The sequence below is a fragment of the Alicyclobacillus shizuokensis NBRC 103103 genome (assembly GCF_001552255.1).
GTDB classification, from domain to species: domain Bacteria; phylum Bacillota; class Bacilli; order Alicyclobacillales; family Alicyclobacillaceae; genus Alicyclobacillus_G; species Alicyclobacillus_G shizuokensis.
Map to the genome: position 1 here is coordinate 87,897 of NZ_BCQV01000005.1, position 23,445 is coordinate 111,341.

Genomic DNA, 23,445 nt, shown 5'->3' on the forward strand with positions numbered 1-23,445 from the left:
CCCTCCGTCCCATGCTATGATGGATCATAGCGAAAACCGCGCCAATCTCCAATCGCGTTGAGGGGGCCCCATGGACCAGCGACTCGGCGATTTTGTGTACGACTTCAACGAACGCAGGGACTACTTCGCCTGCCACGAACACCTGGAATCCCTCTGGTTGGACAGCGGCCGCCCGGAGGTGTTGAAGGGATTGATTCAAGCGGCTGTCTGCTTGTACCATCTGGAGTCGGGCAACGTGCGCGGGGCGATCCGTATGTGGTCGCGCGGGAGGCCACGACTGGAAGCGGCGGGGCCGACGGCCTGCGGGTTGGACATTGAGCGGCTCGCGCGCGATGTGTGTCGCACCTTCGCGCAGGTACCGGAGAAGTGGCGCACGAAGACCCTGCCCCCGTCACAGGTGCAGACGCTCCACCTCCCGCCTGTCCGCCTGCGTATTCTGGACCCAGAACTCGAGGCGTACGTGAATCGGCGCAAGCAGGCAGGAGAGTGAACCCGCACCCGGGAATGTGATAGTATAATGAAAGTTAGTTTGGCAGGATATGATGAGATCCATGCCCGCGCATGTCATCCCACGCAGTGTCGATTGAGTGTCCAAAGAGGTGACTTCGATGAAGGTCCGCAAGGCCGTCATACCGGCCGCCGGTTTCGGCACAAGGATGCTTCCAGCGACCAAAGCCGTACCGAAAGAAATGCTGCCCATTCTCAACAAGCCCTGCATTCAGTACATCGTTGAGGAGGCGGTGTACGCCGGCATCGAAGAAATTCTAATCATTACCGGCCGGACGAAAAAGGCGATTGAAGACCACTTCGACCGCTCGCCTGAGCTGGAACTGCATCTGGAACAAAGCCGCAAGTCGACCATGCTGACCGAGGTCAAGGCGATATCGGACCTGGTTGACATCCATTACGTCCGCCAGAAGACGCCGCTTGGGCTGGGGCACGCTGTCTTGTGCGCGAAATCGTTCGTCGGTGACGAGCCGTTTGCGGTCCTTCTCGGAGATGATATCATTCAGTCCAGCACCCCGGTCACAGAGCAGTTGATGAACGTGTACGACGACACCCAGACGGCCGTAGTCGGTGTCCAGCCGGTGCCGGAGCACCACGTGTCCAAGTACGGCATCGTTGACCCCGGCAAGGGCAGCACGTCCAGCGGAAGCCGCATCCGCATCCACAACGTGATAGAGAAGCCGACGGAGGCCGACGCGCCGTCCAATCTGGCCGTGCTCGGACGGTACATTCTGCCCAGCACCATTTTTGAGGTGTTGGAGCAAACCCCGCTCGGACACGGGGGCGAGCTGCAGTTGACGGACGCGATTCAGCGCCTGGCCCAGGACGGTAAGGTGTACGCGTACAAGTTTGAAGGCATGCGCCACGATATCGGCAACCTCGAGGGATGGCTGCGCGCGAACATTTCCTTTGCCATGGACAATCCAACCCTCGCCGAGTCGGTGCGCAAGCAAATTGCCGAACACGACAGCGGCGCTCGTCGCAGCGCGCTGTGAGCGGCCGTCGCCAAGGCGCTGGCAAAGTGAAAGAGGAGGTCGAGAGCGAATGGAGCGGACTCTGATGGTTTCCAGAGGAACCCGTACGCACGCGCAAGCCGCGGTCATTCTGGCCGGAGGCGCGGGCGAACGCCTGTTTCCTTATTCCAAGGCAGAACTTCCCAAGCAGTTTCTCCCCTTGGTCAGCAATCGTTCGATGCTGCAGGAGACCTATCAGCGCCTGCGTAAACGATTCCCAGCCGACGACATCTTCATCGTCACACAGGACGCGTTTGTCGATACCGTATTGGAGCAATTGCCGGCGGTCACGGGCAGCCACATCCTTGTGGAACCGGCGCGGCGCGACACAGCTGCCGCCATCGCCTTGTGCCTAGCCGAACTCGGTCGCGACTACGACGTCATCTTGTTCTCGCCAGCCGACCATCACATCGTCGACAGCCCGGAGTGGGACGACGCGCTGTCCATAGCGCTGCATACTGCGGAGAGCGAACGCCGTATCACCCTCTTTGGCATTGTCCCAAACTACCCAGAGACCGGATACGGGTACATTGAATACGAGCGCGACGATCGCCCGGTCTGCCCGGTCGTACGCTTCCACGAAAAGCCAGACCGCGAGACCGCCCTGCGCATGGTCCGATCCGGCCGCTACTTGTGGAACTGCGGCATCTTCGCGATTCCCAGCGATACCGGCATTGCCGCCATTCGCCGCCACTTGCCGCAGCACGCGGCCCTGTTCGAACTTGGCGACCGGCAGGCTCGCAGCGAGGCATTTTTGTCCTTGCCCAAGTTGTCTATCGATTACGGCCTGCTCGAACGCGAACACGCCTCCCTGGCCGTGGTGCCGGCGTTCTTCGCCTGGAACGACCTGGGCTCCTGGACGGCGCTTGAACGCGTGCTCAATCGGGACGAAAACGGCAATTATCTGTTCGGCCGCGTCAAATCCCTCAAAGCCAACAACTCCATCGTGTTTGCGCCCAAGCACGAGGTGTTCCTGTACGATGTGTCCGACCTGCTGGTGGTCTGCCACGAACAACAGGTATTGGTCACCAACAAGGCTGCCAGCAGCAATATGAAGCAGTGGCTGCCCGAGTTGACCAACGGATCACCCTCCTGACGTGCTTCTGGCGAGACCCATCTCGCTCCACTCCTTTTCCGGGGCCCATCGCCCTCTATAGCCAAAATACGCCGCACGTACACGCGGCCTGTACAAAGCCCGCCTGTACGTGCGGCGTCTCGTTTCGTGAGATTCTCACAGAAAACTCCTCACACCGGCTTCATGGCCTCAAACGGCTGCCGGCAGTGTTCGCAGTAGTAGAGAGAGCGGCAAGCGGTCGGACCAAATAGGTTCTCCAACCGAGTTTCCTCGGATCCGCAATAGGGGCACGCTGGCTTTGCGAGTTGAGCCGAGGCCAGCACGCACGGCGGCGGAGCGATGCCAAACTCCCGCAATTTCTCACGCCCCACGGGGGATATGCGCTCCGTCGTCCAGGGTGGAGTGAAGACAAACTCCACCTCCACCGAGTGTATCCCCTCCACCTGGCGCAAACGCCTCTCAACTTGATGCTGGATGATGGCCAGCGCGGGACAACCGAGGAAGGTGGGCGTCAAACTCACCGTCACGCGCCCGTTCTCACAGCGCATGCTGTTGACCATCCCCAGGTCGACGATGCTGAGTGCAGGGATCTCCGGATCCTGAACATCCAACAAAGCTTGCTCCACACGGCTGCGAAGGTCCTGTCCGTCCGGCCCGAGGTTGGGTTCCGTCTCCGTTCTGCTCAATCCATGTCCCTCCCCCTTGCGCTCTGGCGAGATGGACCGCGCCGGCACACTACCAAGTGGCCTGTGGGTCGGTGTGGTACACCTCCGCCATCTCCGACAACAGCTGCTGCAATGCCGCCCCGTGGACTGTCCGACCATCCGCCGCCGGCCGCACGGTGCGCAGACCGGCGGGCACCGGCAGGCCCCAGTCTTCCAGCTCTGCAGCCACCTGTTCACACCAAGCGGAAGCGATGTCATTCCCGGAGGCTCTGAGAATCCTCAGGTCCGTCAAGCGGGCGTCCTGCAGGCTTCCGGCGAACAGGCTGCCCACCTCGTCCGCCAGCGCGTACAGCGCCCGTTCCACCCGCTCCCGCGCTTCACCGCCGCGCCCCAGCCGTGCCAACACGGTTTGCATGTGCAAGCGATGGTAGTACTCCTCACGGAGCATCTTCACAGCGCCTTCGGCGAGCGGCCGATAACTGCTCTCGACCAGCGCCTGCAGGCGCAGTCGATCGAACGTGTCGTAGAGGTAGTGACGTACAATCGTCTCGGCCCAATCGCCGTTCTCACGCTCCAGCAGGCGAGCGTTGCGGCGCTCCGCCGCCGACCGCGCAAAGGCCAACACATCCGCCTCCTGCCCGGTCAGTTCAGCAATCCGGTCAAAGCAGAAGGCCGCATGGCCGACCTCATCCTGAGCTATTGAACTGAACGCGATATCCCCTTCGATGTCCGGCGCCAATCCCAGCCACTCGGAGTCGCGGTGGCCTAACGTCAACTCGTCGTCCGCCAGCTCGGTCAGAAATTGCACCACCACTTCCCGATAACCTGGGTGCAGAGCAACCTCGGCCGGCTTGCTCACAACAGGTGCCATCCCCACATCAGTCCCCCAACATGTCTTCCAGTTCCAGCGCCCGCTGCTTGAACTGTTTCCACTTGCGCGCGTTATCTGCCGAATACCCATCGACGCGGCGATACGAGCGGTCAAACTCCTGAGCGAAGAAGTCGCTGTCCCCATAGGCCGTGGCGTGAATCTGGTCCTTTCTCACAACCCACACGTTCACAGCCCGCTCACGCCGCAGGAGGTTTTCCCTAGCCATCAGCAAAGCAACCTCCGGGGATGGCGCCAAGACGCTCCCGACGTGCTGGTGGTGCTGCAGGTGCTCGTACTGAACAAACACTTCATACGGATGGTACAGGCCCTCAGCCTCTTGCAAACGCATCCGGTTCACCTCCCGGCTCGCTTCCCGCCGCCTCATCCAACGCCTTATCAAACGGCCGCCCTTTGCGGCGACTCCACCATGGCTTCGCGCACCCAGCGCTGGCCTTCATGCGCCTGCCGGCGCAGCGCGATGCGCTCCTTTGACTTGGGACCGGAATTGTCCCTGACCATGCGCCCCCAGCGCTCCCAGTCCGGTTCTGTGTAGGACCAAGTCTGGGTCGCCTCGTCGTAACGCAGATTCTCGTCGGGCAGGGTCAAGCCCAACGAACGCACGCGGGGCACATAACGCGACAGGAACTTCTGGCGCAGCTGCTCGTTGGTCTTCTCACGGATGCGGTACTTCATCATCAGTTCAGCCGAACGCGAGATAGTCGGCGGTCCGAAGAAGAAGTACAGCGATTCCCACCAACGGTTGACCGCGTCCTGAAGCATTTGCCGCTGCTCTTTCGTACCCTCGGCCAGCGCCAGGATGATGGACTCGCCGTGCTGCATGTGGAAGCTTTCCTCGGCGCAGATGCGTTTGAGCACCCGTCCATACGGCGCGTAGGAGGTGTCGAGCAGGGCGGTCTGGGCGATGATGGCGGCCCCGTCCACCAGCCAGCCGATCACGCCGGCATCCGCCCAGGTCGGGGATTCCATGTGGAACACGTTGTGAAACTTGGTGCGCCCGTGGAAGATGTCCGTGATCAGGGACTCGCGCGTCACCCCGAGCGGCGCTCCCAGCTCCTCGGCCACCCGCAGCAACAGCTGGCCGTGGCCGACCTCATCCTGCACCTTCGACATCAGCCCCAGTTTGCGGCGCAGAGTCGGCGCCTTGGGCACCCACTCCTTTTCGGGATACGCCCCCATGATCTCGCTGACGCCGTGCATCTGAATAAACTTCAGCAAGATCCGCCGATACTCGTCCGGCATCCAGTCGGTGGCCTCAATCTTCTCGCCGCGTTCGATACGGGCCATGAATTCTTCGAGTTTCGCCTCGTCCTCTGGCTTGACCGCCTCGGTCATCAGCCTTCCCTCCTCGACAATCCGTTCAGGATGACGTCAGCCAACGCTTCAGACACCTGGTCTGGGTTCAGATCTCCGTCCGGATGGTACCACTGGTATAACCAGTTCGCCACCGACAGCGTGACGATGCGCGAAAAACGCGCCAGTTCCGGGGCGAAGTCGCCTCTTGCCACACCCTCCCGGATGATCTGGTCCCACAGGCGTTCGTAAGCGTCCCGCTTGGCCTGAATCACCTGCCGCCGCTCGTCGCCGAGCGCTCGCCATTCGTGGCAGAAGACCGCGCCCGCCGGCAGGTTGTCGCTGACCACCGCCACGTGCGCAGCCAGGGCGGATCGGAATTTCTCCTCGGGCGCGGCTTGGCTTTCTACAATCGGCGCCAGCCGTTCCAGGAACGCGTCCGCCACCGCATCCGTGATCTCGAATAGTAAATCCTCTTTCGTTCGGATGTGCGCGTACAGGCTGCCCGACAGCAGACCGCTCTCATCCGCGATATCCCGGATGGTCGTGCCGTGATACCCTTTGGTGCTGAACAGTACACTCGCCGCCTCGAGAATCTGTTGGCGGCGGCCTCGTCCCGCCATCGGACCACCTCTCGTCCCAACAAACAAGCGCTTGTTCAGTGTCATTCTATACGGACATCCGTAGACTTGTCAAACGCGGACAGGACGCTGCCGTCCTCCCCTGCCGGCGCTTGGAACACGGCCGACAGGTCCACATCCGCCATCGGCACGGCGGCCCGCGCCTGGACAAAGTACAGCCAAGCGCTGACCGGTCGGCCTCCGGCCGCGCTTCGCACCACGCGCAGGTAGGCAGCCACCTGGGCCGCGTACTCGGCCGCTTGCCGCTCCACCGCCTGCCGATCCACCTTGTCCGTCTTGTAGTCGACCAGCACCAATCCGTCCACATCCTCAAACATCAGGTCGATGACCCCTTGGACGACGACAAACGGCGTTTCTCCCGGCGTTCCGCCGGTCGGTGCATCGGCCACCTCGAGGCGGGCGAAAAACGGCTGTTCCCGCCACAGGCGCAGCGCCCGCCGAGCCCGCTGCCCCAGTTCGGACTGCAGGAAGGCCACAATGTCCTCGACCTTCACGGCGGCCCGCTCCTCCGCTGTGATGCGCCCGCTGGCCCACAGCTCGTCGACCGCGGCGGCCACCGCTTCGGGGGTGGCGGGGATGCGCAGGTCCAGGTGCTGCATCACCGCGTGGTAGGCGCTGCCACTGGCCCGCCCAGAGGCCGGCGCCCCGGTAAAGCGCGGCGTCTCCAGCAGGCCTTCCGCCGCGCTCTGGGACAGCCCGGGCGCCTTCCCGTGGCCACGGGTCTGCGCCACCCACAAACGACGCAAGTCGGTCGCCGAAACCTTCCCGGGTACTTCTGTGAGCCCCCGCCTGGCGTTCGCCCCCGCGAGCGCCGCCGCCACCGCCGCTTGCGCCGACGGCGTCGTGTGCGTGTAGATCCAGTCGGAGAATGCGGCCAAGTCCGGCCAGGGCGGCGCTGCCTCCCCGTTGTCGACCTGCCAAGCGTCCGCCGGCACACGGTCTGATGCGTCCGGCGCCGCGTTCCACAGCCGCACCTGAAAGTGGGCCGGGTGGTCATAGACACCCGCCAGTGGCCGCAGGTCCCCCTCGTCGGCCTCGGTTGTCGATTGCCGGAGCGTCGCCCCGTCGCGATGGCGGAGAAGCGCCGGCAGTATCCAGTCGAGATACCCCGCCGCCCGCAGCAGCCAGAAGCCCGGCAGCGTCCGCCCGGCCTCGGGTACGCCTTGCCGCGCCCACCGGATGCGGCGCCGCAGGTCGGTCGCCGAGGCCACCAGGATCAACCGCTCGCGCGCCCGTGTCAGGGCGACATACAGCACCCGCGCCTCCTCGGCGAGAAACTCGCGTCGGTTGACCTCCGCCAGAGCCACCGAAGCCATGGTCAGCCAGCGCCGACGCCCACCGGCGTCGACGAACTGCGGTCCCAATCCTAAATCCGGGTGCAGCGGATATGATTTCTCCTGCGAGTCTTGGTAGAACGACTTGCCCAAATCGGCCACAAACACGACCGGAAACTCGAGCCCCTTGCTCTGGTGGATGGTCATCACCCGCACCACGTCTTCGCCCGCCGCGATGGCCTGAGCTCCACCAGCATCCAGTTGGTGTCTTTGCAGGTCGCCAAGCCTGCGCACGAAGCCGAACAGACCGTCACTCGAGGTGTGGTCAAAGGCGCGCGCCTGGTCCAGGAGCTGCTCCACGTTCGCCTTGCGCGTCTCCCCACCCGGCATCGCTAACAAAAACGGCATCAGACGAGTATCGGCCAATATTCTCCGCAGCACCGCCTCCGCTGAATCTTGGCGCGCCAACTGGCGCCAGGACTGAAACAGGCTCCAGAAATCGGTGAGGCGCGCCGCCAAGTCAGGAGCCAGCACGCGGGCAGCCTCTCCGTCGCCACGGTGCCGTGCCGCCGCCACCGCCCGGCGCAGCGCCTCGTAGTAATTGCCCCGCGCACACAGACGGATCTGAGCCAACTCGTGATCCGAAAAACCGCCGAGCGGCGAACGCAGCAGCGCCGCCAGTGCCACCTCGCGACGCGGATTGTCGACCGCCAACAGGGCGCTGGTCAACCAACGCACCTCCAGGGCCCCGTAAAACCCGGTGGACGTCGCCCCATGGGCCGGAATCCCGTGGCGAGCCAACACGTCCAGGAGCACATTGGTGCGGCCGCGGGCGGATCGGAGCAAAATCACGATGTCCCGGTAGCGGAGCGGACGATATTGACCGGCGGCCGCATCCCAGACAGAGCGACGGGCATGCCCCTCCACCAATCCCATCAGCTCCTGAATGCGACGGGCTATCACGGCGCCTTCGCGCTCCAGCGCGCTCAGGTCCTCAAGCGAAGGGGCGTCCGCCTCGGCCCCGCCCGCATCCGCCTCCCCGTGTGCCGGATCACGCCCGGTTGCGGTCTCCGCCTCCGGCTCGTCCTCACGGGGACGGTCCGTGTTCGCGCGCTCAATCAGATGCACCTCTATCGGACCGGCCAGGACGGGCTGCCCCGTCGGCGGAGGATACTCGGCGCCGGCTTTCATCCACGTGTTTTCGCTGTAATCGATGCCGCCCAAATCGGGGACGAACAGCTGCATGAACAGGTAGTTGACCGCGTCGACCACCTCGCCGCGGCTGCGGTAGTTGGCGGTCAACTCCACGACCTCGCCCGGCTCGCTGCGCCCCATGGTGTGGTAGCGGTGCAGGAACAGCCGGGGCTCCGCCATGCGAAACCGGTAGATGCTCTGCTTGACATCTCCGACCGCAAACAGGTTGCCCTCCGGGCGGCTGACAGCGGTCAACAGCGCATCCTGGATGGGACTGGTGTCCTGATACTCATCAACGAACACCTCCACAAACCGCCGCCGCAGCCGCTCCCGCTCGCCACTCTCCGGGTCGCTTAACACCCGCAGCGCCAGGTGCTCCAGATCGCTGAAATCCAGCGCCTGCCGACGCCGCTTCGCTTCGTCGCAGCGCACCTGCAGGTCCTTGACAAACTGCAGCAGTCGCTCCACGCTGGGCGCCAGCTCCACGATGTCTTGGCGCAGCGCCGCCTCACCGCGGCCCGCGATGGCCATCACCTTCAGCAGCGACTTCTTGGCCGTGTCGCGCAGCCGCCGCACCTCCTCTTTGTGCGGGTGGTCCTTGCCGCGCACGGTCGCTGCCAGCAGACCGGACAGGGCGGCGGCATGCGGCAGAGACGCATCCAGCCCTTGCTCGGCCAGGGCCCGGCGCCACTGGTCCACTGCATCCCGCACCGCCGCCAGGTTGTCCGCGTAACGCGCCAGTTCGTCCGCCTTTGCAGCCAGGTTCAGGGCGTGCGTGCAGAGGCTCGCAGCGTACGCCAACTCGTCGTCGAGCCACTTGAGAAACACCGGCGACCAGGGCAATTGCGAGAACGATTGATTGCGGGCCTGTGCGTACATCCGGCTCACGCCCTCCAGCCACCCGGACGGATCCGGCTGGCTGCGCGCAAACTCGTCCAAGCGAAACACAAGCTCCATCAGGCGCAGCGGATCGGCCGCCCGAAAGCGGACCAGCATCTCGGAGAACCGGCCCTGCTCGTCGCCCTGCAGACGCTGCTCCAACAGCTGTTCAAACTGCTCCCGGCGCAAAATCGCCGCCTCGTCCTCGTCCAGCATGCGAAAGGACGGCTCCATGCCCAACGTGAGAAAGTTGCGCCGGACAATCTCCAAGCAAAAGCTGTGCAAGGTGGAGACCTGCGCCTGGTCGAGCAACAACAGTTGCCGGGACAGGCGCCGCACCGCTCCCTGCTCCCGGCCACTGCGCGCCTCCTCCAACAGCTGCTCCAGCCGCGTCGCGATGCGATTGCGCATTTCGGCCGCCGCTGCCTCGGTGAAGGTGACTATCAGCAGCCGGTCGATGTCTACCGGATTCTCCCCGGCCACCCGGCGCACCACGCGCTCGACCAACACCGACGTCTTGCCTGATCCGGCCCCCGCCGAGACCAACAGGTTGTGACCGCGCCCTTCTATCGCCCGCAGCTGCGGGCCTGACCAGCGTTCATTGCGAACCTCCATCGCTTGCTTCCCCTTCCCAATCCGCGTATGCCGACCACTCCCGTAGCCGTTCGCGGGAAAACGGCTCCAGCCGGCGCAGCGGCCGCGTATCCCAGCGCACGTCCAGGTGGCACAGTGCCGCGTACGGACAGTGCTCACAGGCGTTCTTGCGCCCCGTCTCGTAGGGGGAGACGGAGATCTCGCCGGCCGCGATGCGCTCCCCCAACTCTGCCGCATGGCCCACCGCCCGGCCAATCAGCGCCCGCCATTCGTCCTCGGTCAGCACCGGCGCTGTCTTGCGCCAGCTTCCGTCCTTGTTGTACAGGACCGGGAACAGCTCGGTGCCCCCCTGGCGCAGGCGCTCATCCATCGCCAGCACCAGGTCGTCGTGGGCGAGCAGCCAGCCGCGGCTGCGCATCTCTTGATAGGCCCGCTCATTCGCCTCCGTTTCCGCCACCGGCACCATATCCGCAGGCAGCGTGCGCCGGATGGGCAAGTAGAGCAGCCCCGCCGCCGTCAGTGGCTGGCCAAACAGCGCCTGGCTGTGCCGGGCCACCACCGCCGTGTAGATGGGCAACTGAAGGCGCAACCCGTGCGCGACCTCCGTCAGGTCCAAGGTGTGCACGCTCGACTTGTAATCCACCACCCGAAACCCTTGCGCCTGCCCGTCGCTGACCACGTCCACACGGTCGATCCGGCCGCGCAACCGCACGCAGAGTCCGTTCTTGCCGCTGACCTCAAACAACGGCAAAACGTCATCCTCGTGATCCCCAAAGGACAGTTCCATGAACGCCGGCTGAAAGCGGCCGTGGCGCATGTGCCGCGTCAACACGACGGCGGCGTCCTCGATGACGGCCAGCGCCTCCGCCGCCTGCTGCCGCTTGATGGCCCTGCGCCGCCACAGTTGCGCCTGGGCGCGCCCCAGCACTTCGGCGAACGTCTCGCGCGCTGCCGCCCGCGCCGCTTCATCGGTCATCCGCCGCCAGGCCGCGATGTCCCCCTGCAGTCTTTGCACCAGCGCATATAAGGTGTCATGGATGAGGGAACCGCGCAGGGCGGGGGTGGGGTCCTGAAGCTCCTGCTCGCGCAAGCGCAGTCCGTACTCGGCAAAGTGCCGGTAAGGGCAGGCGGCGAATGTCTCCAACTGGTAGACGTTGACGGTCAGCGGCTGCCCGTACAGTTCCCGCGCCAGGGCGGGAGACAACGGGGCGGCACTGGCTCGTTGCGTCAGGCCCCCGAACACCTTGACCACGTCCTCGGCCCAGCGGGGCCGCTGCAGGTGCCATTGCAGCACAGCGCAATCGATTGCGTCCGCTGCGCCCCGGCGTATCCGGCCGATGGTGTCCGCCAGCGCGCTCGCGGGCGTCGGAGGAATGGGGGGGAGGGAATGTGCGTCTGCGGTCAGGTACTCCGCTCCCGGCCGACGGGCCGGCGCGTCGTCCCCTTGCGGGCGCTCCACTCGCACGCGCACACTTCCCTCCTGAAACATAGACAACAACCGCTCAAGCAGGCGGGCGGGCCGCAGCTCCCGGCCGTCGGCGTCGCTCTGCGGATAGCTGAGATAGAGACGCTCAGAGGCGCGGGTGAGAGCAAAATACGTCGCGGTGCGCGCCTCTCCCCGCCGGTCGGCCAGCGTCCCGCCCAGCCGTCGACCAAACCATTGTTGAAACTGCTCCCGCTCCTCCTGCCGCAGCAGTCCCGTCTCATGCACGCGCAGCGGCAGCGCACCGTCGTACGCGCCGGCGACAAACACCACCTTGCGCTCCCATCCCGCAGCGTGGGCGTGATCGCTGATGAACACCCGGTTGAGCCCGGTGGGAATGGTGGCCAGTGTCTCCCCCTCCAACGAGGCGCGGATGAGGCGAAACAGGAAGCTGCGCGGCAGCATCCACCCCGGCAAGGTGGCGGTGAAATCATCGAGCAGGCTGAGAACCTTTTGCCACGCCTGCTCGTGCACCCCGGCCGCCACCGGGTTTTCCTCCGCCACCCGGCCGGCGACAAGCCACCTGGCCATCTGTGCGCGGGCGTGCACCCGTTCCAACAGCTCCCAGAGCTGGCGGGCCACCGTGTCTGGGCTGACACGGGACGGCGCCAGGGCCGTCAGGAACGGCAACAAGAAGCCGCCGATGCGGCGCCGCAGCTCGTCCGCCTGGGCGTCCTCATTCGCCAACGACTCCGGCGGGCGAAAACCGGCTTCCGACTGCTGGGAAAACCGCCACGCCTCCGCCTGCGCCCACACCTGCACGCCCTCGATCTCGTGGCGCAACAAGTACACTTCCAGCCAATCCGCCTCCGCCATGGACAAGGGGCAAAAGGAGGTGCGTAACAAACGCTGCATCGACTCCAGGGAGCAGGACTCCTCAACGGCCGCCAGGACGGCCTGGATGAAGCGGGGTAGCGGATGGCTAGCCAAGGGCGGATAGACGTCGCTGTCAGAGGGAATCTGGTGCTCGGTGAAGCGCTCTTCCAACAGGGCCGCGTACTCGTCCAGGCGGGGCACAATCACCGCAATGTCGCCGTATGGATATCCTTCCTGGTGCACCAGGCGCGCTATCTCGGCGGCGATACCGTCGGCCTCCACGCGCCGACTCTGCGCAGCGGCGACCTCAATGTGGGTGGCCGCCAGCTTGGTCTCCGGGTGGTCATCCGCCAGCGCGTAGCGCTCCACCATCGCCAGGTCCGGACGGCGCTGGTAGCGGCGGCTGGGGACCGGCATGGAGCGGACGCAGAGCGGCAGCCCCAGCTCCCGCGCTCGTTCGCACAGCTCCTGCAGCACCCGTTCGGCGGACGCACAGATGGCCCGCTGCGGATTTTCCCCGTCTAGCGGCAGCGTGAGCACGGCCCGCTGCGAGCGCTCCGCCAACGCCAGGACGAATTCCCGCTCCGCCGGCGTCAGGTCGGTAAACCCGTCGACGAAGACTTCCGCGCCAGCAAGGTGCGTCCACTGCGGCAATGCCGCGGCCGCCCGCAGCAACAGTTCATCGTCGTCCGCCAGTCCCCGCACGTCCAGCTCCTGACGGTAGCGCACGTACAATAAGCAAAGGTCGCGCAGTTTGCCGAACAGCGAGCGGCTGGCGGCCAACTCGTCCGTCGGCGGCGCAGGGTGCGTAGGATGATCCAGGACGCCGGCACGGCCTGCCGCCTCCTCCAGACGGGCGGCAATCTCGCCAGGAGAGGCGAGGTGTTCGGTCAGCTCTCGAAACGTGTCGAGAATCGCATCCAGAAACGGCACCGACGGCTCCACCCGGTGCAGCACCTGCAGCTCCTGCACCGACTGTTGATAGACAGCAGCCAACAACAACCGCTTGCCTGTGCGGTTGATCGGCACCATTTCCGGATCCACGTCTTCGAGCAGCCGTTTGGCCAGGCGCCGCAGACTCAACACCTCGGCCCGCAGCGACGCCGGCACGGCGCCGAGCAAGGCGCGCTCGGCGGCATAGGAGCCGGCTTCCGGCACTAACCAAAACAGGCGTGGTCCCAACGGGTCCTGCTCAATCCGACTCCGGATGGCGTCGGCCACACGCCAGCTCTTGCCGCTGCCAGCCGGTCCCGCCCAAATCTCCAAACTCGCCATTTGCCCAGCTCCTTTCCATGGCACACATCCCGTTCTGCGATGGGACTTTATGCTTTCGTCCTGCCCACAACGGCACACCCCATCTTGCCGCACCCTCGCCGAGTCGTCACCGGTCCGGGCCCGCAGCCACAGCCGGTCTAGGGGCCGCCGGCAACGGAAGGGACGACATCATCCGCACGTCCACACCCTGCTGGCGAGCCCACTCTACGACCGAAGGATGGCATGTCAAATAGAGAATCTGTTGCTGTTCGGAAACCTCCAGGATCAGGCGGAGCAGACGCGAGCGGCGCAGAGGATCCAGATTGACCAACGGATCGTCCCAGACGACAGGCAGGTGAACGCCGCGCTCTCGATAGTCGGCAATCAGCGCCAGCCGAATGGCGAACGCGGTCAGTTCCCGCGTGCCCCGCGACAGGGCCACCGGATCCCACCTCTGTCCCTGTGCGTCCACCACGAACAGACGACGTTGGCCGTCAGCGGATTCCTCCACCCGCAGCTGCGGGTATCGCCCGTCGGTGGCGCGCGCGAGAATCTCCCCAGCCCAGCGCAGGGCACGCGGCTGCCGGAGAGCCTCGTGACGGGCTGCCGCCTCCTTGAACAGCGCCTGCGCCAGCCTGTACACCGCCCACTGTTTGGCCAGCAGGTCTTTTTGCTCAGACAGAGCCGCAACCTGCCACTCCAAATCGGTGCCGCTCGGCCAGTCGCGCAGACGCGCCTCCAGCTCGCCCATCTGTTTGACCAAGTCGTCGTGCCGCTCCGTCAACCTGCCCACGGTCTCCAGGGCGTCGTCCAAGCGGGCTCGGATGGACTCCTCTGTCTCCCCGCGAAGCTGCGCGCTGGCGGCCACCCAATCCTCCTCACCCCCGGCGCGTCCCACCGCTTCCGCGTGCGCGCGCCGCCAGTTGAGGAGCGCCTCCTCCAGTTCGCGCAGCTTGTCTTCCTGTTGGCGGCGCCAGGCGTTAAGCCGCGCCTGGGCCCGGTTTACATGCGACCGCAGCGAAGACGCGTCTTCCGCGTGGACCGGTGGTGGGTCCGCCAGGCCGCGCGCCGACCACCACGCCGCCAGCTCTGCCAGCGTTTTCCGCGCTTCGTCCAGGTTTCGGGCGGACGCCTGGCGGCGCTCCCACAGTTCTGCCCAGCGCCGGAACTCCTCCAACACCTGGCGCGCGCGCTGCGGCGGCGGGTCCCCAGCCCCGCCGTGCTCCCGGCACCAATCTGCCAAGGCCCGCCTATGGGCGACAAGCGCGGCCCGGGCCGCCCGGCGCGCCTCGTCCATCCGCTGCACTTGCGCGCAGGCCGCCTGCCAGGCCCGCACCAACTGTTCATTGCTCGCCGCCTGCTGCATCACCTGTTCCTGTTGCCGCAGCTTTGCCGCAACCGCTGCGCCCGCATCGAGCAGCAGTGGTTCCTCCAGCCGCTCCACATCCACATGCACGAGCCTGGCCGCCAATGGCTCCAGGTCGGCCTCCACGCGAGCCAGGCGTTCGTCCAGCTCAGCCAGCCGCGCGCCCGGCTCGGCTTGTTCCCGGTCGGCGGGCGCCCGTCCGGCACCAGCCCGGGCCGCTACCCACAGCGCCAACAGGGCGGCCAAGAGGGCGCTGCCGGCCGGTGTCCACTCCTGTCGCAGCCCAACCGCCACGGCGGCCGCCAAGGCTAAACCGCCGGCCAACCACAGCACCCCCCGCCTGGCCACCGGCCTTCTCCGCCGCGGCGCTTGCGCCAACGCAGCCCGTTCGCGCTCCAGCGCCGTCCGCTCGCGCACCTTCGCCAACATCACCTGCACACGCTCGGCGTCAGCCGTCAACTCGGCCAGGCGGCGCTGCGCCTCCGCCTGGCGCCGCGCCAGCTCCTGGACCGCGTCCGCCTCGACGAATCCCCGCTCCAACAGCTGTTTGCGCCGATCCGCCTGGACAACCTGCGCTTCTTGCCACGCCCGCTGGTTCGCCTCCAGCTGCTGCAGCAAGCGGTCCTCCTCCTGCACCAGCGCCTCCAGCGCGACCAGGTCGTGTGTGGGAACGGGCAGTCCGGCCAAGGCGGGCTCCTGAAACCAGGTGAAGGTGGTGGCCGTGGCGGCCGCTGCCGCCGTCTCCTCCGACACGCGGGCGAGCAGATCTTCGAGCTGTTGCAGGCGCCAAGACCACTCGGCGGCAGCGGCGGCCCACGCGCGCAACCGCTCCAGGGCGGCTTGGGCAACCGTCCCCAGGTCAGCGCCGTCCGGAGCGGCGACTCCGTTGGCGGACGTCGGGTGTCCGCCAGTCTGAGTCCCATCCGCCGGGCTCCCCAGCCCTTCGGGCCTCGGCTGGATGCCGCTCAACACGGCCTGCAGTCGAGCCGCGGCGCGAACGTTGGCCAGGAACAGAGGATAGAGTCCGAGCAGCCACCGTTGGCGCTGGCAGCGCTCGGTCTCCACCGCCCGTTTTTCCGCCACTTCCGCCAGCGCGGCCCGCCGCCGCTCCAATTCGGCCTGCACGGCCTGGTACGCCGACGCGGAGTCGTCCGCCCGGCTCCTGGCCTCCATAAGCTCCCGCCACTCCTGCAAGCACTGAGTCAACCGGGGCCGGCGCGCACGTGGATCCGGATTGAACAGCGCCTTTGTCCGCCGAGCCAGTTCGTCCTCCACGGCCGCCGCGGAGCGCAGGCCAAGCCGGCCGACCGTGAACAGTTGATCGCGAATCTGGCCCTGATCCGGGGCCAGCGCCACCAAGTCTGCCAATTGGAAGGTGAACACCGATTGGTAGGCTACATCTTCCACCAATCCCAGCTCGGGCAGGGCCCGACGCAGGGCGTCCTCGCCGCTCAGCCTGCGGCCGTCCGGGCCCTGGACGAGTGGCCGCCGCCGGCGGTCCAGACTGCGCTCGATGCGCCAAATCTCGCCATCGCGAACCACCACGGCCACCCCGTGCGCCCCCTGCCGCCAGGCGGGCTTCGGCTCGGCGCTGACCACGAGGCCGAACAAGACCCCACGCAGCCCGGCCAGCAAGCTGCTCTTGCCTGCTTCATTCGGTCCGCACACCACCGTCAAGCCATCGCCTACGTTCTCCAGCACCAACCCGTTGTGCGGCCCGACCTGATACAGTTCCAGACGCCGCAGCTTCATCCCGCACCCTCCTGCACAGCCCATGTCGCCAGCAAACGGAAGGCCGCCGCCAGCAGTTCCGCGACCTCGGCGTCAGACAGACTGTCCACAGACAGCTCGTTGCCGTGGTGAAACACGTCCGCCAACTCTTGCCGCAGCAAATCTCTCGCCGCTTCCGGCTGCTCCCGATAGCGGCGGTATACCCGGACCAATTCCCCCAACAGCTCCGGGCTGTGGGCGAGCGTCTCCAGGTCCAATGGGGGAGCGACCTGAGATTCCAGCGCGACCACCCACAGCGGCCATGCACGCGCCGCGACCTCCTGACGCAACGCCTCCAACACCTCGGCCGGATCAGCGAGCGCCGCGGCCACCCGGCCCTCTCCAACCAGCCGCACCCGCACCAGCAGCCAGTGACCTGGGCAGCGTTTGCACAATGCGCCCAGCTGCTCCAGGACAGACCGGCGCAGGCTGGCCAGCGAGTCTTCTTCTATCCTGACCTCGCACTCCATCCAGACCAGGTCGGCAGTTGGACAGAAGCGGGTTTGTACCGCCCCCTGCGCAGACACGTCCAGCAAGATGCAGCCGCGCGGCCCGGTCTCCTGCAGGCCGCGCCCCTGGGGATTGCCTGGGTAGACGATGAGCGGTCGCTGCCCGCGCAGCACCTGGGGCTGATGGATGTGGCCGAGCGCCCAGACGTCGAACCCACGCTGCGCCAGTTCCGCCTCGCTGGTCGCGCAGTAAGCCGCGTGCCCGTGCGCCGAACCGACCGCGCCGTGGTACAACGCCACGGCAAAATCCGCGTCCGGGTCGCGCACGAAGGCATAGGCCAGAGACGGTGTCAGGGCGCGGGCGGGATAGGAAAAACCACTCACCTGGATCCTCGTGTCGGGCGCCAGCGACAGATACACCGAGGGAGCCACGTACGATGCGTCGGGAAGAACGGGGGCGGCCGGCAATACGTGCACCAGATCCGGCCAGGGGACAGGGGGCGGTGAGACGAGCGGATCGTGATTGCCGTGGCAGAGCACGACCGGGATGTTGGCCGCGGCCAGCCGCTCGAAACCGCGCAGCCACTCGAAATGGACGGCCATCGGTGCGTCCGAACGGTCGAACAGATCACCTGCGATGGTCACCACGTCGACCTGCTCGGCCAGCGCCAGATCAACAATCCGCTGCCAGACACCGTCTGCGGCTTTGCGGATGCGCTGGCGCCAAGCCTCAGGCAGTTGCTGCGTCCAGCCGGCCATGGGTGAACCCAGGTGCACGTCGGCCGTGTGCAGAATGCGAAATGAACGCACGCTTGTCCCCCCCCCCCGTTTCCTGCGGCACCGGGTCTGGGCCACCGCCCCATCCGTCGGATGCACAACCGTGCCCATAGCGGCATATGTCGGTACCAATCTCGCCCCTTGGGCGGGCGCCAAAAAACTTGATGAGAAAGGAGTGACCGCGATGAACGACGTCACCGTGTCGTCCCCTGTGGCCGGTGAGCGGCAGCCTTCGGCAGCGCGCCTTCTGTCCGTATCCGGAATCGGCCTGTTGTTCGATTCGATGGACAACGCCCTGCTGTCGTTCGTGCTCACGTCCATTGCCGCCCTGTGGCACCTGGGCCCCAGCGTCATGGGCGTACTCGGGAGTGTCAGCTTCATCGGTATGGCGATTGGATCGGCATTTGCTGGGTCCCTGGCCGACCGCTTTGGGCGTCGCACTGTATTTATGTGGACCATCCTCATCTACAGCCTGGCCACGGGGTTAACGGCGTTTGCTGGCGGCCTGGCCGTGTTCATCGTCCTGCGCTTTCTCGTCGGACTCGGCCTGGGCGGTGAACTGCCGGTGGCGACCACCTACGTTCTGGAATCCTCGCCCGAGCCGGTCCGCGGCCGCAGGGTTGTGCTCTTAGAATCGTTTTGGGCGGGCGGATCGCTGTTAGCGGCGCTGATTTCGTTCTTTGTCGTCCCCTGGACCAGTTGGCGCGTCGTGTTCTTAATCGGCGCGATTCCCGCCTTGTTCACGCTCGTCCTGAGACAATCGCTGCCGGAGACACCCAAGTTTCAAGCTCTGCAGCGCAGGTCGATGGCCCACTCCATCGCGACCCTGTGGCGCCCCGGGATTCTGCGCGGGACGCTGGTCACGTGGGTGCTGTGGCTGGTGATGAACTTCGCGTATTACGGCATGTCGGTGTGGCTGCCGTCGGTGATGACGATGAAAGGCTACAACCTGGTGCACAGCATCGGCTACGTGCTCATCATGACCATCGCCCAGATCCCCGGCTATCTAACGGCCGCCTGGTTGGTGGAGAAGTGGGGCCGCAAGCGCATCCTGGTGCAGGCCATGCTGCTCACAGCCCTGTCCGCCCTTGGATTTGGGTACGCGCCGAATACATTCTGGCTGATCCTGTTTGGCCTGTGTCTCAACTACTTCATGCTGGCCGCGTTCGCAAGTACCTATATATTTACAGTAGAGCAATTTCCCACCTTCGCTCGCGCCTCCGGGATCGGCTGGGCCGCCGGTTTTGGCCGCATCGGCGGCATCATCGCCCCGTTCTTGGTCGGTGCGCTGTTGGGCAGCGGCGTCAGCATCACGGCCGTATTCACGATCTTCTTCGCCGCGGTCATTGTGGGTTTCTTGGTGGTGCTCATCTTCGGCCGGGAAACGCTGGGACGGTCCCTGGACGCGGTGCAAGGCGGAGAGTGAACCGCACGCGTGGAGGGTTCAGACCGCTGATGCTTGCCGGTCCGACCAGCGCTGGTGCTTCACCGGCCACACCAGCGGCGGGCCTATGGCCTGCCGCCCAGCGCGTCAAGACGCCTTCGAGAGCATGTCGTCCAAAAACGACTCAAGACAGCCCCGCATACCCACCAGGGTGGTCTGCTGGTTGATGACGCCGCGCATCTCCGCGCATCCGGGAAGTCCCTTGAGGTACCAGGCCGCGTGCTTGCGCATCTCCTTGACCCCGATGTCTTCGCCCTTGTATTCGACCAGCAGCTCCAGGTGACGGATGGCAGTCTGGATGCGCTCCTCTACACTGGGAGGCGCCAGTTTTTCACCCGTGCGCAAGTAGTGGACGACCTCGCGGAAAATCCAAGGATAGCCCAGCGCAGCACGCCCAATCATCACTGCATCGCAGCCTGTCTCGTCGAACATGCGCTCGGCGTCCTCGGGACTGGCGACGTCCCCGTTGCCGATGACCGGGATGCGCACCGCCTCTTTGACTGCCCGGATGATGGACCAGTCGGCGCGGCCGCTATACATCTGCTTGGCGGTGCGACCGTGCACGGCGACTGCGCTGGCCCCGGCCGCCTCCACCGCCTGCGCCACCTCCACCGCATTCACGTGGTCGTCGTCCCACCCCTTGCGGAATTTGACAGTGACCGGCTTGTCCACGCGGTCGACCACAGCCCGCACAATCGAGGCGGCGTAGTCGGGATTGCGCGCCAACGCCGCGCCCGATCCGTTCTTGTAAATCTTCAACACAGGACAGCCCATATTGATGTCAATCAGGTCCGCATTGGTTTCGCCAACCATCTCGGCGGCGCGAATCATCGACTCCCGATCATACCCCACCAATTGCAGACTGACCGGGTGCTCGTCCGGCAGGATGGTCAGCATCTTGTGCGACTTTTTGTTTCCGTGTACCAGCGCCTTGTCGCTGACCATCTCGGCACAGACCATGCCGGCCCCAAGCTCCTTGGCCAGACGGCGGAAGGGCGGATTGCACACCCCGGCCATGGGCGACAAAATGACCGGGTCCTCGATGCGCACGCCACCAATCGTCAGCTCGCGCATACACGCATCCCCCCATGGCTGCATCATCGTTCCAATATGCGCGGTCATACATCTATCCCCAAAGCATAGCAGACCGGCACCGGGACGAGCAAGGTGACGGCCGCACCATCGTCAGCGCCGAGACTCCTGCGCCATCCCAGCCGTCAAGAACAGATCCACCAACCACCACACGCCGACAATGAACATCAGCAGGTGGCCAATCAGGATAGGGAACGTGACGCCGCCGAGGATGGTCAGGGTCAACATGGCCACGCCGCTCACCACCCGCCCGCAGTACATCCGGTGGATCCCGAGGTACCCCAAGAAAAACCACAGCACATACGCCAAGGCAACCGACCGCCGCATGGTGTCACCCCCATCGCTCCGCTCAAGCAGCTTCCTTTCGCAAGGCGCGAAATCCGTCCTCCGCCCCCGCGCAGCGTCGTCACCCCAACATATTCGGGGACGGCTTGTTTCGATGTGGCACACACCGCAATCGGTTGGCAGACGGTGAATGAGCAAGGGGGTGGGAGAGGCGAGCGTATGAAACGGTGGCCGCAGACCGGGGGTGTTGACCCTGGCTGCCTGCTTGTGCATCAGCCGTTCGACCCGATGCGCGGGTCCCTACACAAGTTGGACAGCTCGGTTATCCGCCGCAAAGCCCAGCAAACGCTGCGTCTCCCGGTACATCGCGCTCTTGCGCGGCGCCCCGAGCACGACCGAAATCCGCAGGCGTCCATGTTGGCGCACGGCAAACGCCAAACAGTACATGGCTTTGGTGGTGTAACCGGTCTTGCCGCCCACCACCTCGCCAAACGGGGTATCGCGCAGATAGATCAGGCGGTTGCCGTTGCGAATGGTCTTGTCGCCTATGGTGTACTGCTGCGTCTGCATGGCTTGGACAATCTCGGGATGGCGGACCGCCTCGCGAAGAATCAGCGCGATATCGCGGGCCGAAGCCTGGTGTTCATCCTCGTGCAGACCGTTGGGGGTGACAAAGTTGGTGTGCGTGCAGCCCAACAGCCGTGCCTTCACGTTCATCATGCGGGCAAACCCCAACTGCGATCCGCCCACAGTCTCGGCAACAGCGTAGGCGACGTCATTGGCGCTCTTCATGATGAGGGCGTGGAGCGCCTGTTCGGCTGTGATGTACGTGTCGGGACGCAATCCGAGCCGTACCCGCGGCTGGTGGGCAGCCGCCTCGCTGATGTACACGGGATCGTTCAGATGCAAATACTCCACCAGCAAAATCGCCGTCATCAATTTGGTGGTGCTGGCCGGGTAACGGGGCTCGTCGGCGTTTTTGGCGTACAGAACCCGCCCACTCTCGGCATCAAGAACGACGGCGGCGCGGGCGTTGATGAAGACACGCTGCGTAGCCTCCTCTCGCGCCAAGGCCACGCTTGCCGTCCACGCCACAGTCGTCAAACACGCCGTCAGGCAGCGCAACCAGCCCCAGAATGTACGTTTCCCAGCAAAACTCACGGGCAAACACTCCTCCACCTTGCAGGTCGCAGTGCCGGTGCAGCTTGCTCCGGGGAACAGAGCCAGCTCTCTGCTCGCGCCCTGCCACGCGCATAGGCTCCAGAATCGGATACCCTCGTTAAGGTGGACGAAAGGTTTGCTGGTTATGCCCAGGTTAGGCGGGCTGCACCAACACACGGCGGGCCACAGTCTCGTCCAAGGCGTAGGTGGTCCCGCCGACCACCACTTCAATGCCGGCCTCGTACGGATTGATCCCGCGCGCCAAATGCAGCCGGTTGCCGGGGATGATGCCGGCCTTGTGCAAGAAGCGCAGCAGGTCGAGATCTTCCTCCGCGATCTCCACAATGCGGATGACCTTCACGTCCGCGGGCGCCGCGACCTCGGACAACGGCTGCCCCGCCGGCTGCGAAGCGCCGGACCCGGGAATGACGTTGCCGTGCGGGCAGGTGGTCGGGTGCCCCAGCCGCTCAAACAACTGGCGCTCCACCAGGGGAGAGATGCTGTGTTCAAGCCGCCCGGCCTCCACGTGGGCGTCAGCCCAATCGAGTCCGAGTTCGTCCGTCAACCAACGCTCCAGGAGGCGATGCCGCCGCACCACCTGTTCGGCCCGCTGGCGTCCGGTCTCGGTCAATTGAATTTCCTTACCCTCGCCCGTGTGCACGTAGCCAGACTGGGTCAGACGCTGGACGGTCTGCGTCACGGTTGGCCGAGCCACGCCCAGGTAGTCGGCCAACCGGGAGGGGATGACCGTTTCCCCTTCTCCTTCCAGGACATAGATGGCTTCTAAATACTCTTCCATTCCGTGTTTTCGAGCCATAGACGCCTCCTCAGGTGCGACATCCGCTCCACGAGCGTGAGTGGGACTCGCGGCCCGATTCTATTTTAAGTAAGTAAGAAGGAAACCGACCACCCGAGAGTCGGGTGGTCGGCACCCCGGACGCGGACCGACCGCGAGCCCAGCCGTCCCGTACAGCCGGTCAGGCACAGAATTCGTCAAACAGGGATTTCAACTTGCCCGCCACGGTCTCGGCATCGGAACCCTCGATGTCGTGCCGGTGCAGGGCCCCGACCAACTTGCCGTCCTTGAACAGGAACATCGACGGCGAGGAAGGCGGCAGTCCCTCGAAATATTCGCGGGCCCGCGCCGTCGCCTCTTTGTCCTGACCGGCGAACACCGTCACCAAGTTGTCCGGTCGTTTGTCGTGCTGCAGCGCCTGTCCCGCGGCGGGACGGGCAATGCCGCCGGCACAACCGCACACCGAGTTGACAAACACCAGCGTGGTGCCCTCCTGTTTCTGCAGAGCTTCGTCCACCTCTTCGGGTGTACGCAGTTCACGAAAGCCAATTTGCGTCAACTCGTCGCGCATCGGCTGGACCATCATCGCATAGAAATCCAGTTCCATCGCCATCTCCATACCTCCTTGGGAAATTGTTCCCAAATGCAATGAGGAGACCGAAAGGGTCGTCTTCCTTATTATAGCTCATCATGGTTGTGACCGTTAAGCGACAGTTGCACGCGGGCGT

The 23,445-nt window shown here is 65.2% G+C and carries 18 protein-coding genes; 4 read left to right on the forward strand and 14 right to left on the reverse strand.

Going from position 1 to position 23,445, the window contains the following annotated elements:
- The first annotated feature begins 70 nt into the window (after positions 1-70).
- The 3 genes from ASH01S_RS02920 to ASH01S_RS02930 all read left to right on the forward strand — a co-directional run bounded on the left by ASH01S_RS02920 (position 71) and on the right by ASH01S_RS02930 (position 2,616).
- On the forward strand, positions 71-490 hold the full coding sequence (locus tag ASH01S_RS02920; protein ID WP_067923153.1) for a DUF309 domain-containing protein: 420 nt from the start codon (positions 71-73) through the stop codon (positions 488-490).
- A 118-nt stretch (positions 491-608) separates the two neighbouring features.
- Positions 609-1,502, forward strand: a complete 894-nt coding sequence (gene galU / locus ASH01S_RS02925) for a UTP--glucose-1-phosphate uridylyltransferase GalU (protein ID WP_067923156.1) — start codon at positions 609-611, stop codon at positions 1,500-1,502.
- Positions 1,503-1,551: 49 nt separating this feature from the next.
- Positions 1,552-2,616: a mannose-1-phosphate guanylyltransferase gene (locus ASH01S_RS02930; RefSeq protein WP_067923159.1), complete on the forward strand. Its 1,065-nt coding sequence runs from the start codon at positions 1,552-1,554 to the stop codon at positions 2,614-2,616.
- A 149-nt stretch (positions 2,617-2,765) separates the two neighbouring features.
- On the opposite strand, the gene paaD is transcribed toward ASH01S_RS02930, so the two are convergent.
- The 9 genes from paaD to ASH01S_RS02975 form a co-directional block, all read right to left on the reverse strand.
- A complete protein-coding gene (gene paaD, locus ASH01S_RS02935) occupies positions 2,766-3,281 on the reverse strand; it encodes a 1,2-phenylacetyl-CoA epoxidase subunit PaaD (RefSeq protein WP_245628908.1) in 516 nt (171 codons plus the stop codon).
- Between the two features lie 49 nt (positions 3,282-3,330).
- Entirely contained in the window at positions 3,331-4,131 is an 801-nt protein-coding gene (gene paaC, locus ASH01S_RS02940) for a 1,2-phenylacetyl-CoA epoxidase subunit PaaC (RefSeq protein WP_067923255.1), read from the reverse strand.
- 7 nt (positions 4,132-4,138) lie between these two features.
- Entirely contained in the window at positions 4,139-4,480 is a 342-nt protein-coding gene (locus ASH01S_RS02945; protein ID WP_067923162.1) for a phenylacetic acid degradation protein, read from the reverse strand.
- A 47-nt stretch (positions 4,481-4,527) separates the two neighbouring features.
- Positions 4,528-5,484, reverse strand: coding sequence for a 1,2-phenylacetyl-CoA epoxidase subunit PaaA (gene paaA / locus ASH01S_RS02950; RefSeq protein ID WP_067923165.1), 957 nt, complete (start codon positions 5,482-5,484; stop codon positions 4,528-4,530).
- On the reverse strand, positions 5,484-6,065 hold the full coding sequence (locus ASH01S_RS02955; protein WP_067923168.1) for a TetR/AcrR family transcriptional regulator: 582 nt from the start codon (positions 6,063-6,065) through the stop codon (positions 5,484-5,486). The genes paaA and ASH01S_RS02955 overlap by 1 nt, the downstream gene beginning before the upstream one ends.
- 41 nt (positions 6,066-6,106) lie before the next feature.
- The gene (gene addA, locus ASH01S_RS02960) at positions 6,107-10,045 is read right to left on the reverse strand and encodes a helicase-exonuclease AddAB subunit AddA (RefSeq protein ID WP_067923171.1); all 3,939 of its coding nucleotides are present in this window, start codon (positions 10,043-10,045) and stop codon (positions 6,107-6,109) included.
- The gene (locus tag ASH01S_RS02965; protein ID WP_067923174.1) at positions 10,029-13,598 is read right to left on the reverse strand and encodes a PD-(D/E)XK nuclease family protein; all 3,570 of its coding nucleotides are present in this window, start codon (positions 13,596-13,598) and stop codon (positions 10,029-10,031) included. Before ASH01S_RS02965 ends, addA begins: the two co-directional genes overlap by 17 nt.
- Before the next feature lie 106 nt (positions 13,599-13,704).
- On the reverse strand, positions 13,705-16,695 hold the full coding sequence (locus ASH01S_RS02970; protein WP_067923177.1) for an AAA family ATPase: 2,991 nt from the start codon (positions 16,693-16,695) through the stop codon (positions 13,705-13,707).
- Complete coding sequence (locus ASH01S_RS02975) at positions 16,692-17,972, reverse strand: metallophosphoesterase family protein (protein ID WP_067923180.1); 1,281 nt, start codon at positions 17,970-17,972, stop codon at positions 16,692-16,694. The genes ASH01S_RS02970 and ASH01S_RS02975 overlap by 4 nt, the downstream gene beginning before the upstream one ends.
- A gap of 151 nt (positions 17,973-18,123) precedes the next feature.
- Here ASH01S_RS02975 and ASH01S_RS02980 point away from each other — a divergent pair, with 151 nt between their 5' ends.
- Positions 18,124-19,365: an MFS transporter gene (locus ASH01S_RS02980; protein WP_067923184.1), complete on the forward strand. Its 1,242-nt coding sequence runs from the start codon at positions 18,124-18,126 to the stop codon at positions 19,363-19,365.
- Positions 19,366-19,470: 105 nt separating this feature from the next.
- Here the strand turns inward: ASH01S_RS02980 and dusB are convergent, their stop codons facing one another.
- The 5 genes from dusB to ASH01S_RS03005 form a co-directional block, all read right to left on the reverse strand.
- Positions 19,471-20,457 carry a tRNA dihydrouridine synthase DusB gene (dusB, locus tag ASH01S_RS02985; protein ID WP_067923187.1) on the reverse strand — a complete coding sequence of 329 codons (987 nt, stop codon included), beginning with the start codon at positions 20,455-20,457 and terminating at the stop codon, positions 19,471-19,473.
- A 111-nt stretch (positions 20,458-20,568) separates the two neighbouring features.
- Complete coding sequence (locus ASH01S_RS02990) at positions 20,569-20,802, reverse strand: TM2 domain-containing protein (RefSeq protein ID WP_067923190.1); 234 nt, start codon at positions 20,800-20,802, stop codon at positions 20,569-20,571.
- Positions 20,803-21,060: 258 nt separating this feature from the next.
- A complete protein-coding gene (locus ASH01S_RS02995) occupies positions 21,061-21,921 on the reverse strand; it encodes a D-alanyl-D-alanine carboxypeptidase family protein (RefSeq protein ID WP_067923193.1) in 861 nt (286 codons plus the stop codon).
- A gap of 154 nt (positions 21,922-22,075) precedes the next feature.
- On the reverse strand, positions 22,076-22,738 hold the full coding sequence (locus ASH01S_RS03000; RefSeq protein WP_067923196.1) for a metal-dependent transcriptional regulator: 663 nt from the start codon (positions 22,736-22,738) through the stop codon (positions 22,076-22,078).
- A gap of 160 nt (positions 22,739-22,898) precedes the next feature.
- Positions 22,899-23,330, reverse strand: a complete 432-nt coding sequence (locus tag ASH01S_RS03005) for a BrxA/BrxB family bacilliredoxin (RefSeq protein WP_067923200.1) — start codon at positions 23,328-23,330, stop codon at positions 22,899-22,901.
- Positions 23,331-23,445 lie beyond the last annotated feature (115 nt).

What these genes read in the sequence shown, in the direction of transcription:
- ASH01S_RS02980 (WP_067923184.1), top strand. Translation starts at nt 18,124, where the DNA reads ATGAACGACGTCACCGTGTCGTCCCCTGTGGCCGGTGAGCGGCAGCCT.
- ASH01S_RS03005 (WP_067923200.1), bottom strand. Translation starts at nt 23,330, where the DNA reads ATGGCGATGGAACTGGATTTCTATGCGATGATGGTCCAGCCGATGCGC.
- ASH01S_RS02930 (WP_067923159.1), top strand. Translation starts at nt 1,552, where the DNA reads ATGGAGCGGACTCTGATGGTTTCCAGAGGAACCCGTACGCACGCGCAA.
- ASH01S_RS02955 (WP_067923168.1), bottom strand. Translation starts at nt 6,065, where the DNA reads ATGGCGGGACGAGGCCGCCGCCAACAGATTCTCGAGGCGGCGAGTGTA.
- paaA (WP_067923165.1), bottom strand. Translation starts at nt 5,484, where the DNA reads ATGACCGAGGCGGTCAAGCCAGAGGACGAGGCGAAACTCGAAGAATTC.
- ASH01S_RS02990 (WP_067923190.1), bottom strand. Translation starts at nt 20,802, where the DNA reads ATGCGGCGGTCGGTTGCCTTGGCGTATGTGCTGTGGTTTTTCTTGGGG.
- ASH01S_RS02920 (WP_067923153.1), top strand. Translation starts at nt 71, where the DNA reads ATGGACCAGCGACTCGGCGATTTTGTGTACGACTTCAACGAACGCAGG.
- ASH01S_RS02970 (WP_067923177.1), bottom strand. Translation starts at nt 16,695, where the DNA reads ATGAAGCTGCGGCGTCTGGAACTGTATCAGGTCGGGCCGCACAACGGG.
- galU (WP_067923156.1), top strand. Translation starts at nt 609, where the DNA reads ATGAAGGTCCGCAAGGCCGTCATACCGGCCGCCGGTTTCGGCACAAGG.
- ASH01S_RS02945 (WP_067923162.1), bottom strand. Translation starts at nt 4,480, where the DNA reads ATGCGTTTGCAAGAGGCTGAGGGCCTGTACCATCCGTATGAAGTGTTT.
- addA (WP_067923171.1), bottom strand. Translation starts at nt 10,045, where the DNA reads ATGGAGGTTCGCAATGAACGCTGGTCAGGCCCGCAGCTGCGGGCGATA.
- ASH01S_RS03000 (WP_067923196.1), bottom strand. Translation starts at nt 22,738, where the DNA reads ATGGCTCGAAAACACGGAATGGAAGAGTATTTAGAAGCCATCTATGTC.
- ASH01S_RS02965 (WP_067923174.1), bottom strand. Translation starts at nt 13,598, where the DNA reads ATGGCGAGTTTGGAGATTTGGGCGGGACCGGCTGGCAGCGGCAAGAGC.
- dusB (WP_067923187.1), bottom strand. Translation starts at nt 20,457, where the DNA reads ATGCGCGAGCTGACGATTGGTGGCGTGCGCATCGAGGACCCGGTCATT.
- paaC (WP_067923255.1), bottom strand. Translation starts at nt 4,131, where the DNA reads ATGGCACCTGTTGTGAGCAAGCCGGCCGAGGTTGCTCTGCACCCAGGT.